This is a genomic window from uncultured Campylobacter sp., assembly GCF_938017615.1.
GTDB lineage: Bacteria > Campylobacterota > Campylobacteria > Campylobacterales > Campylobacteraceae > Campylobacter_B.
The window spans coordinates 1-7,442 of the sequence record NZ_CALIJA010000118.1; the positions used below are offsets into that span (position 1 = coordinate 1).

At 47.3% G+C, this 7,442-nt stretch carries 7 protein-coding genes and 1 pseudogene; 6 read left to right on the top strand and 2 right to left on the bottom strand.

From position 1 onward, the window contains the following. The 4 genes and pseudogenes from Q0620_RS06080 to Q0620_RS06095 all read left to right on the top strand — a co-directional run. Positions 1 to 256 (top strand): annotated as a pseudogene (locus Q0620_RS06080) (DNA processing protein DprA); the annotation flags it as partial. A 524-nt stretch (positions 257 to 780) separates the two neighbouring features. Next, entirely contained in the window at positions 781 to 972 is a 192-nt protein-coding gene (locus tag Q0620_RS06085; RefSeq protein ID WP_298783769.1) for a hypothetical protein, read from the top strand. A gap of 116 nt (positions 973 to 1,088) precedes the next feature. After that, positions 1,089 to 1,481: a Holliday junction resolvase RuvX gene (ruvX, locus tag Q0620_RS06090; RefSeq protein ID WP_298783771.1), complete on the top strand. Its 393-nt coding sequence runs from the start codon at positions 1,089 to 1,091 to the stop codon at positions 1,479 to 1,481. 242 nt (positions 1,482 to 1,723) lie between these two features. Further along, complete coding sequence (locus Q0620_RS06095) at positions 1,724 to 2,410, top strand: tetratricopeptide repeat protein (protein WP_298783773.1); 687 nt, start codon at positions 1,724 to 1,726, stop codon at positions 2,408 to 2,410. Between the two features lie 635 nt (positions 2,411 to 3,045). Here the strand turns inward: Q0620_RS06095 and Q0620_RS06100 are convergent. After that, positions 3,046 to 4,428 carry an FAD-linked oxidase C-terminal domain-containing protein gene (locus tag Q0620_RS06100; protein ID WP_298783778.1) on the bottom strand — a complete coding sequence of 461 codons (1,383 nt, stop codon included), beginning with the start codon at positions 4,426 to 4,428 and terminating at the stop codon, positions 3,046 to 3,048. Continuing rightward, positions 4,421 to 5,149, bottom strand: coding sequence for a plasminogen-binding N-terminal domain-containing protein (locus Q0620_RS06105; RefSeq protein WP_297881461.1), 729 nt, complete (start codon positions 5,147 to 5,149; stop codon positions 4,421 to 4,423). The genes Q0620_RS06100 and Q0620_RS06105 overlap by 8 nt, the downstream gene beginning before the upstream one ends. A 139-nt stretch (positions 5,150 to 5,288) precedes the next feature. On the opposite strand from Q0620_RS06105, the gene Q0620_RS06110 reads away from it, so the two are divergent. Together Q0620_RS06110 and Q0620_RS06115 are read left to right on the top strand one after the other, a co-directional pair. Then, entirely contained in the window at positions 5,289 to 6,458 is a 1,170-nt protein-coding gene (locus Q0620_RS06110) for a peptidoglycan DD-metalloendopeptidase family protein (RefSeq protein WP_005871954.1), read from the top strand. 8 nt (positions 6,459 to 6,466) lie between these two features. Continuing rightward, a partial coding sequence (locus tag Q0620_RS06115) for a CBS domain-containing protein (protein WP_298783776.1) occupies positions 6,467 to 7,442 on the top strand: 976 nt, incomplete at its 3' end.

Here is a 7,442-nt window from a genome sequence, read left to right on the forward strand (position 1 = left end):
CATGGACGAGAGCGCGGGCACGAACGATCTGCTCGCAAAATCTCAGGCGCGGCTGATTGCGGATTTTGGCGAGTTTGTTGCGTCTTTGGCTCCGCAGATGCCGCAAAGCACCGAACGCGCGCAGGATGAGGTGATGAAATTTTTAGCGCTAAATTCCGATCTGCAAGCGGCGATCGAGCGCTTCGGAGATAAAATTTACGAATACGAGCTTGAAGGCAGGATCGAAATTTTAGGCGCAAAGATCGTGGCAAAGTAGCCGATGATTGGCGTTTGCTCGCTATGACTTGCGCACCGCCTGCCGGTACGGCTTGTTTGCACGGCGCGTAGTCTGCGCGGCCTGAGTTTAAATTTAGAAAAAGGCGGCTCGGTAAAATTTTACCTTCTGCAAGTAGCACTTGAGCTTAAAACAAACCCGCGCGGCTTGTTTGCGTAGTGCTACTCGCCCCACTTGCGGTAATGATCGGTTTGTGAATGCCGCGCGCAATTTGTAAATACTTTGCGGCGCGGAATTTAAGTGTTAAAATGCATGAAATTTTCTGAAATAGCGTTTTAAATGTTTGCTTGCCTATCGTGCTAAATTTTTGCGGGTAAATTTGGCTGCAGATTTCAGTGCGAGTGTGGTAGGCTGAATTTGCCACAAGGAAAAATTTTGATCGTAGCGGCAAAATTTTACGAGCTATAAAGTGCAGAGGGGCTGTATCTGCTCCGTCGCGTGAGTGTGGGTTTGCTTTAAAATTTTGATTTTGCGTGGGGTGGGTTGGTTGCACGTCCGGCACCTGCATGGCAGGATTTATGCCCGCCGTGAGTTTGGGTGTCGCTTACGTGCAGCTCACGCGGACTCAGTGCGGATGCACCGAGCCGGGCGCGGCGATCGAAATTTTGGAATTTGAAGCTCGTGGCACGCTAAATTTAATAGCTCGCAAGCGGCGCGAGCGAGTGAAATTTATGTCAATTTCGTATAAAATTTCATAAATTCCGCAGCTAAATTATGTGATAAAATTTAGCTATGAAATTCCGATCGCGGAATTTCCGCGATAGAATTTTAATAGCGGAATTCCGCAAAATTTGATGTTAGCAAAGGATAAATTTTGATAGTTGCGATCGATCTTGGGCTTAAACGTATCGGCGTGGCGGCGGCACCGGATGATAAGACGCCGCTTCCGTGCGATCCGATCCTGCGCAAAAACCGTATCCAGGCCGCGCGCGAGCTGAGTGAGTTGTTACGCGAAAAGGGCGCTGGCGTGCTAGTGCTTGGCGTGCCGCGCGGCGGGGCGAGCGAGGAGGAGATGAGCAGGCGCATACGCCACTTCGCCTCGCTGCTGGATTTTGACGGCGAGATAAAATTTCAAGACGAGAGCTTTTCGAGCGCCGAAGCGGCGGAGTTTGCGAGCAAAGGCGCTAAAGGTGGCGGCAAGGATCCGCGCTTTGATAGCATCGCCGCAACGATAATTTTGCAGAGGTTTTTGTCAAGCAAGGGTTAGGCGCGTACGTGGCAACGTAATTTACGCGCGGCGGCGCAAGAGGGTTGCCGCCCGTCCGCCTTATCGCTTTTTGAATGCTCGCGGATCTTATCTCGCCCATTAAAACGAAGAGAATTTATGCGCGTCAAAAGTCGGTAAAATTTTATCGTCCGCCAAAGCTTGGCAAAATTTTGCTTTGCCTGCAAAGAGCTCATAGATTTGGTCTTGCACGGCTGAATTATCAAAATTTAAAAGGAGTGAAAATGAAAATTTTAGGATCGATCGTCGTTTTGCTCGTCGGAGCTTACACGCTCGCGCAGATATTTTTCCCGCAGGCGATCTCGTTTGTCGGATGCGGCATCGGTAGGGCTAATTCGTGCGAAGACTACGGAGCGTATTTGCTTGAGGAGCGCGATTATGAGGCGGCAAAAAAGCCGTTTGAAAAAGCTTGTGAAGCGGGGCTAGAAAATAGCTGTGCTATCGCGGGGGATTTATATTATGACGAGCAAAATTTATATAAAACTACAAAAGATAAGGGCAAGTCCGCGCGGTTTTATTCCAAAGCGTGCGAGCTGGGAGCTGCCAAAGCTTGCTACAACGCTGCGATAATCTCTTATAAAAATGCCGATAAGAAAAATACGTTCGCTTTTTTTGCCAAATCATGCGATTTAGGACTAGGTGAGGGCTGCTTAAACGCTGCGGTCGCTAGCTACGAAGAGAAAGACTATCAGGACGCTCTTAAGTTTTTCCTCAAATCTTGCGATGCTGCTTTGGCGGAGGGATGCCAAAGGGTAGGGCTAGCGTATTCAAAGAAGGAATTCGGCGAGCCAGACCTGGATAAGGCGATGATCTACTACGACAAGGCTTGCAAGCTGGGAGCGGAGTTTAGCTGCAACGTAGTAGCTGCTATGAATAAAATAAATGCAAGCGAGGTTAATGCTACTAAATAGATGACAGGGCTAGCTAGATGATAATACGGCGAGATCGAAATTAATATAGAAATTTTGCGGAGCTTTATGGGATTTTATGAAATTTCGTGAAATTTTGTCTTTAAATTTTATTGCTGAGATTCCGCATATTGCGATAATGGCGATGGATAGCGATTTTAAAATTTCAGTATCTTAGAAGTTTAGAATTTAATCTATGCTGTGGATTTTATTGACATAATTTTGACTTATCATAGACTTATCCATCGCGATATAGGGATTTCATCTTAATCTTAGTGCATCCCTGAAAGAGAAAAAATTGTTCAAACTAGCGAGTAGCTATGTAATCACAGCTGATATGGCAAAAATATCCGAAGAAGATCGCACGGGATAATTAATTTGCGAAGTAAATAAAATCAATTCACAAGGGAATGGGAATTTGTCAATAAATAAGTAAAATTATTCATTGCAAAGCAAGCAAAATCGATCTGTAAATGGGTAGATCAAGCTTAAAACTAACTCGAAGTAGCCTGTAAATAAGATAAATTGCAAGCAAGATAAATTTTAAGTAGGCATATTGTAAGAAAGTAAAATTTTAGATGAGATAAGTGGGATAAATCGATTTCAAATCACCGTAGAAGTTGGATGACGATCCTAATTTAAAGCCCCATTTTTCCGGGATTTAAGATACCTTTTGGATCGAAAGCCCTTTTGATTGCGCGAAATAGCTCCATCTCTGCTGCGCTAAAAGCTAGTGGCATAAATTCTGCTTTGCTTAGCCCAATGCCGTGCTCGCCGCTGAGCGTACCGCCAAGACCAACTGCAGCTTTGAAAATTTCGGTGATTGCGTCATGTCCGCGTCGCACCTGAGCTTCATCTTTTTTGTCGGCGACCATGACGTTGGTGTGGACATTGCCATCGCCCGTGTGCCCGAAGCAGGGCACGCGCACGCCGTATTTATCGCCGATGCGCGCGATACGGCGCAGTAGCTCGGGCAGCTGCGAGCGCGGGACGGTGATGTCCTCATTTAGCTTAAGCGTGCCGTAGATATTGATCGCCTGCGAGCAGTTGCGCCTCGCAAACCAAATGCCCGCACGCTCTTCTTCGCTTTCTGCGATGCGGAAGTAGCTCGCGCCGTTTTGAACGAAAATTTCTTTTATGAGCGCGAGCTCCTCCAAAAGCACCGCTTCTAAATTGCCGTCTGTTTCGCAGATCAAAATCGCGCCCGCGCCCTTCGGCAAGCCTTTATGAAATTTCTCCTCGACCGCGGCTATGCACAGCGCGTCTAAAAATTCCATCGCCACGGGCGTGATACCGGCTGCCATTGTCTTATACACGGCATTCATTGCTGCATCTACGCTAGGAAAAACGCCCATCGCGGTCTTTTTAAGCTTTGGCATCGGGATTAGTTTGAGCGTGATTTCGGTGATGACGGCAAGCGCGCCTTCGCTTGCGATTAAAATTCCTGCCACGTTGAAGCCTGCGACGTCTTTGATAGTGCGTTTGCCCGCTCGGATCACCTCTCCATTAGGTAGTACCGCACGCAGTGCCATTACATAGTCTTTGGTGATGCCGTATTTTGCGGCGCGCATACCGCCGGAGTTTTCGGCGACATTGCCTCCTAGCGTGGAATAATCCTGGCTTGCGGGATCGGGCGGATAAAAAAGCCCGCGCGCTGCGGCTGCTTTTTGCAGATCGATATTTATGCAGCCGGGTTGGACTACGGCGAGTAGATTTTGCATGTCGATTTCTAGAATTTTATTCATATGTTTTTCAAATGCTAAAATCACTCCGCCGTTTGCGGCTAAAGATCCACCCGTAAAACCGCTACCTGCGCCTCTTGGAACTACAGGGATTAAATTTTCGTTGCAGAATTTTAAAATTTGACTGACATCGTCCTCACTTCGCGGGAAAAGCACGCCGTCCGGCAGGCAGCGTCTTTTCGTCGCGTCGTAGCAGTATGCTGTGCGATGAGCCTCGTCAAAATAGGCGTTATCCGCGCCTAATAGATTTGTAAAAAACGCTCGCGCGGCGCTATTCATCGCCATCTAAGCCCAGCAAATAGCGGTAGTGCTTGTCGTAGTCGCTGATCGGGCCATTAGTAAAGTCCCAAATGACGGTCTTTATCTCGCCCACGCGTGAGTAAAATGGCAGCTGATAATAAGCTACGCTGCCGCTAGCGAACGTACGCAAAGGCTTGAAACTACCGCAGTCGGCAAATACACCTTGTTTATCCATCGCGATAAAAATCAGTCCGGCGCTGTTTTGCGCGCAAATTTTACGAAAATCGTCACGGCTCGGGTTTGGCTTGTGGTTGTAGCTAAGATAGGCGCCGCCAAGATCTGGGTGGATAAAATTTATATTCGGAAAAGCCTTGATAACCTGCTCGTAAATTTCAGCGTTAGGCGCGACGATTATGGCACGGTCATAGAGGAAATTTAAGATCACTTTATCGCCGCTTGAGGGTAAAATTTTAGGCAGTGGCAGTGCCTCTTGAGCTAACATATCAAAGACCTCAAATCGCACCTTTGCCTTGCCTGCGCTTTTTTGCGTCACGACTGCGCGCGCGATGATGGAGCTTGCGCCGCTACCGAAATTATGCATCACAACTCCGCTGCTACCTACGGCAATCGTAGGGCTATCTGTGATCTCGCCCGAACCATCCGTTACGCTAAGTAGGGCGGTTTCGTATCGCGGCATGTTAAATTCCGCCCCTATCGCCGCACTTAAAAATAGGCCTAAAATAAGTAAAGCTTTTTTCAAAATTCTGCTCCTGGAATAAAATTTCGGCTAATTATACATAAAACTTTGAAATTAGCGATAAAATTCCGCGGTATTTACGAAATATAAGCGTTTTTTCGTTACAATCCCGCCTTAAAATAATATTTCAAAGCGGTTTTATATGACTAGAATTTTTATATTGCTTTTTCTGTGGATAGGCGTAGTTTTTGCGAACAACCCCAGCGTAGAGAAGTTTGCCTGGCCCGATGGCGTGAGTCTGCTGCAATTTATGGAAACCGCGGGCATCCCCGCATCTGTATATTACGACCTGGATAAAGAGGATCAGGAGCTTGCCGCCGAGGTACGAGCTGGCGTGGAGTGTCAAATTTTGCGTGATCCAGCAGGTCGCGTATCTCAGCTGTTAATCCCTGTCAGCGAGGAGCTTCAGATCCACATATACCGCGATAAATTCGGCACTTTTAGATTCGTTTATACTCCGATAGTTTATGAGGAAAACAGCTACTCTTTAGGAATTCAGATCGAAAGCTCGCCCTATCAAGATATCATCAAAGCTACGGGCAATGCAGCTTTAGCTAATGAGTTTATGCTTGTTTTTAAAAACGAGGTAAATTTTAAAAAGCTGCAAAAGGGCGATCGGCTCGTGATCCTGTATGAGCAAAAGACGCGCCTTGGCAAACCTTTTGGCGGAGTAAATATCACCGCAGGAATGATCGAGGAAAATAAAAAGCCCAAATCGCTATATTTTTTCGATGATAAATACTACGACCGAAGCGGTAAAAAGGTCGAATCTTTTCTGCTGATTACACCGCTTGTTTATACTAGAATTTCATCGTATTTTACTCCTAAAAGATTTCATCCGATTTTAAAGAGATATCGCGCGCACTTAGGCGTAGATTATGCAGCCCCCAAAGGCACTAGAGTAAATGCCGCAGGGGCGGGCAAGATTAGCTTCGTAGGTCGTAAAAACGGCTACGGTAACACCGTCGAAATCAACCACGGCGGCGGTATCAGTACGCTTTATGCGCATCTTAGCGGCTTTGCTAGCGGCACAAAAGCAGGCGTTAGTGTCAAGCAAGGTCAGTTAATCGCCTACGTAGGCTCGACCGGGCTTAGTTCGGGACCGCATCTGCACTTCGGACTTTATAAAAATAAGCAGGCGATAGATCCGCTCAAGGTAGTCAAGATTGAAAAAACTAACGTCATAAGCGCCGAAGAGCTTAAATTTAAAGCTCTCGTCAAAGATATGGACGCCAGAATGGCTGCGGCTAAAGACGGCTCGAAAAACCCTGCTAAATTTGAAAACTACGAGTCGCTTATCACGATAAATTAAGGCTGAAAATGGAAAATAAAGAGCAGCTGGACGACGTCGAGGAAGCCAAAGCGCTTCTTGATGCGCACCTGGATGATACGCTTGAACATGAGCTAAGCGCCGCCGATCTTACGGAGCATTTAAAAACTCTAAAAAAGCATGACGAAGAAAAATACGTAGAATTCTTAAAAAAGCTAGATCCTGAGGATCTTGCCGATGCTGCGCTTGAGATGCCCGAGCATATGCTCGAAGACGTCATCGAAACTTTGCCTCACGAAAAGATCGTCGAAGCGATCGAGGAGCTCGAAAGCGACGATCAGGCGGAGCTTTTGCAAAACATCGGCGAAATCGACGAGGACAAGGCCGAGCAGATTTTCTATGGGCTTGACGAGGACGATCGCCACGATATTCTTACTATCTCCAAATATAGCGAAGATGAGGCGGGCGCGTATATGCAGACTGAGGTCTTTAGCGCCAGGCAGGATCAGACTCTGGGGCAGGCGGTCGAGATGCTGCGCGTTATGCGCGAAAAGGACGAGATCGAAAACGTCTTTCAGCTCTTCGTGCTCGATAAAAAGGGACATCTGCTTACTACCTTTTCGACGTCCGATCTGATTTTATATGATTTTTCGCTCACGCTGGAGCAAATTTCACAAAAATTCGGCGCCGAAAATAAAATCCACTTCGCCACCGATACAGACAAGATCGACGACGTGATCAAGGATTTTGAAGAATTTGACCTTAACGTCATCCCTGTTGTCGATGCTAACGGCGTGCTCATCGGGCGGATTACCGCCGATGATATCCACGATCTCATCCAAGAGCGCGCCACCGAGCAAATTTACAACCTCGCGGGCGTCGATGACGAAGCGGAGGACGATGAGACTACGATCTTTAAGGCGGGTCGCGCGCGCGCTGTGTGGCTAGCGGTAAATTTATGCACGGCGATCGTAAGCTCCACGATCATCGGGCTTTTCGACGCCACTATCGAAAAGTTGGTCGCAC